We start from the raw sequence: 2,174 nt of genomic DNA on the forward strand, positions 1-2,174 counted from the left end.
CCCACCTCCCCGCCGACCGCCTGATCATCAGCGGCGCGGCGGGCATCCCCACCTCCTTCTTCGAGGAGCGCCTGGCCGCAGGCACCCCCGTGGTCCGTGTCATGACGAACACCCCCGCCCTCGTCGACGAGGCCATGTCCGTCATCTCCGCCGGCAGCCACGCCACCGAGGCCCATCTCGCGCACGCCGACGAGATCTTCGGCGCCGTGGGCAAGACGCTCCGCGTCCCCGAGTCCCAGCAGGACGCCTGCACCGCCCTCTCCGGCTCCGGCCCGGCGTACTTCTTCTACCTGGTCGAAGCCATGACGGACGCGGGCATCCTGCTCGGCCTGCCGCGCGACAAGGCCCACGACCTCATCGTCCAGTCCGCGATCGGCGCCGCCGTCATGCTCCGCGACAGCGGCGAGCACCCGGTGAAGCTCCGCGAGAACGTCACCTCGCCCGCCGGCACAACGATCAACGCCATCCGCGAACTGGAGAACCACGGCGTACGCGCCGCACTTATCGCCGCCCTGGAGGCCGCCCGCGACCGCAGCCGCGAACTGGCCTCCGGAAACAGCTGACCGGCTAACCGCTCACGCGACTACGCAGGCAGAAGCCCGATGGCCCGATACGCGCTGTCGACCATCGGCTTCGCCATCTCTCTCGCCTTCTCCGCCCCATCCCGCAACACCCCTTCCACATAACCGGGATCCGCGCACAACTCCTTGTGCCTCTCCTGCACGGGCCTGAGCAGCTCGACCACGGCCTCCGCCGTGTCCTTCTTCAAAGTGCCGTACGACTCATATACACCGCTCAGGTCCTCGGGGTTCCCACCACCGCAAGCGGCCAGGATCTCCAGCAGATTGGCCACCCCCGGCCGCGCCTCCCGGTCGTAGACGACCTCCGCGCCACTGTCGGTCACAGCCCGCATGACCTTCTTCCGTACGGCCTCCGGCTCGTCCAGCAGATAGACGATGCCCGGCCCGGAGTCGTCCGACTTCCCCATCTTCGAAGTCGGCTCCTGCAGGTTCATCACCCGCGCCGCCACCCCCGGCCGAGTCGCCCGAGGGACGACAAACGTGTGCCCGTACCGCTGGTTGAACCGCACCGCCAGATCCCGGGTCAGCTCCACATGCTGCGTCTGGTCGTCCCCGACCGGCACCTCGTCCGTCCCGTACGCCAGGATGTCCGCCGCCATCAGCACGGGATACGTCAGCAACGACAGCCGCACACTTCCGCCCCGCTCCCGCTCACGCGCGGCCTTCTCCTTGTACTGGACCATCCGCCGCATCTCACCGTCGGTGGCCACGCACTCCATGACGTACGACAGCCGCGCGTGCTCGTCCACATGACTCTGTACGAACACGGTGCACAGCTCGGGATCCAGCCCCGCCGCCAGCAACAGCGTCGCCGCCTGCCGACTGAGCCTGCGCACCCGCGCCGGATCGTGGTCCACAGTCAGCGCGTGCAGATCGACCACACAGAACAGTGCGTCGCTCTGCCGCTGATCCACATCGACCCACCGCCGGATGGCGCCCAGGTAGTTCCCCAGCGTCAGATGCCCGGTCGGCTTGACCCCACTGAAGACCCGCGTCATCTCTCCACCTCCTGATAGAGACCGCCGCACCCGGCCGGCCGACCCTCTGGAGGGAGAAACGCGAACGGCCGCCGATGCGGCGGCCGTTGAGTACATACGTGTGTACGGCCGCCGTCAGGCGGCCCACCACTGCTGGGTGCACGTATGCGTAGTCACGTCACCCAGGGTACGCCTCCGCAGCGCTCTCCGGAGCGGAGTTGACACGCCCCTACCGCGTACGTAGTGTTCTCCGAGTTGTCCGACGTGAGCGCCGACCCCGGTCGGTCCCCGGACAGCCATTCCGCAAGTACCTACAGACAATCGACGATCCGTCGTCGCGTTGTATTGCCATGCGTATTTGCGAAATGAGGAATCCGCGTTCGAAAGGACGCACCCCCCGATTCGCTCGGGACTCAGGAATCCGCTAAAGTCTCACTCGTTGGAACGGCCCAAGGGCCGGGAAGGCAAGCCCCGCTGACTGGGAGTCAGGCCCGAAAGGATCTGATAGAGTCGGAACCGCCGGAAAGGGAAACGCGGAAGCGGAAACCTGGAAAGCACCGAGGAAATCGGGACCGGAAACGGTCTGATAGAGTCGGAAACGCAAGACCGAAGGGAA

At 66.8% G+C, this 2,174-nt stretch carries 2 protein-coding genes; one reads left to right on the top strand and one right to left on the bottom strand.

Going from position 1 to position 2,174, the window contains the following annotated elements; all coding sequences use genetic code 11:
- Positions 1-563: pyrroline-5-carboxylate reductase (proC, locus tag AC31A1_RS50455; protein WP_489659758.1), on the top strand; the 563-nt coding region annotated here is incomplete at its 5' end.
- Between the two features lie 20 nt (positions 564-583).
- On the opposite strand, the gene trpS is transcribed toward proC, so the two are convergent.
- Complete coding sequence (gene trpS / locus AC31A1_RS50460; RefSeq protein WP_489659759.1) at positions 584-1,579, bottom strand: tryptophan--tRNA ligase; 996 nt, start codon at positions 1,577-1,579, stop codon at positions 584-586.
- Positions 1,580-2,174: the final 595 nt, after the last annotated feature.

The sequence above is a fragment of the Streptomyces sp. P5F9 genome, from assembly GCF_057961495.1.

Excerpts from the sequence above, each read along its gene's own strand:
- trpS (WP_489659759.1), bottom strand. The coding sequence starts at position 1,579 with ATGACGCGGGTCTTCAGTGGGGTCAAGCCGACCGGGCATCTGACGCTG.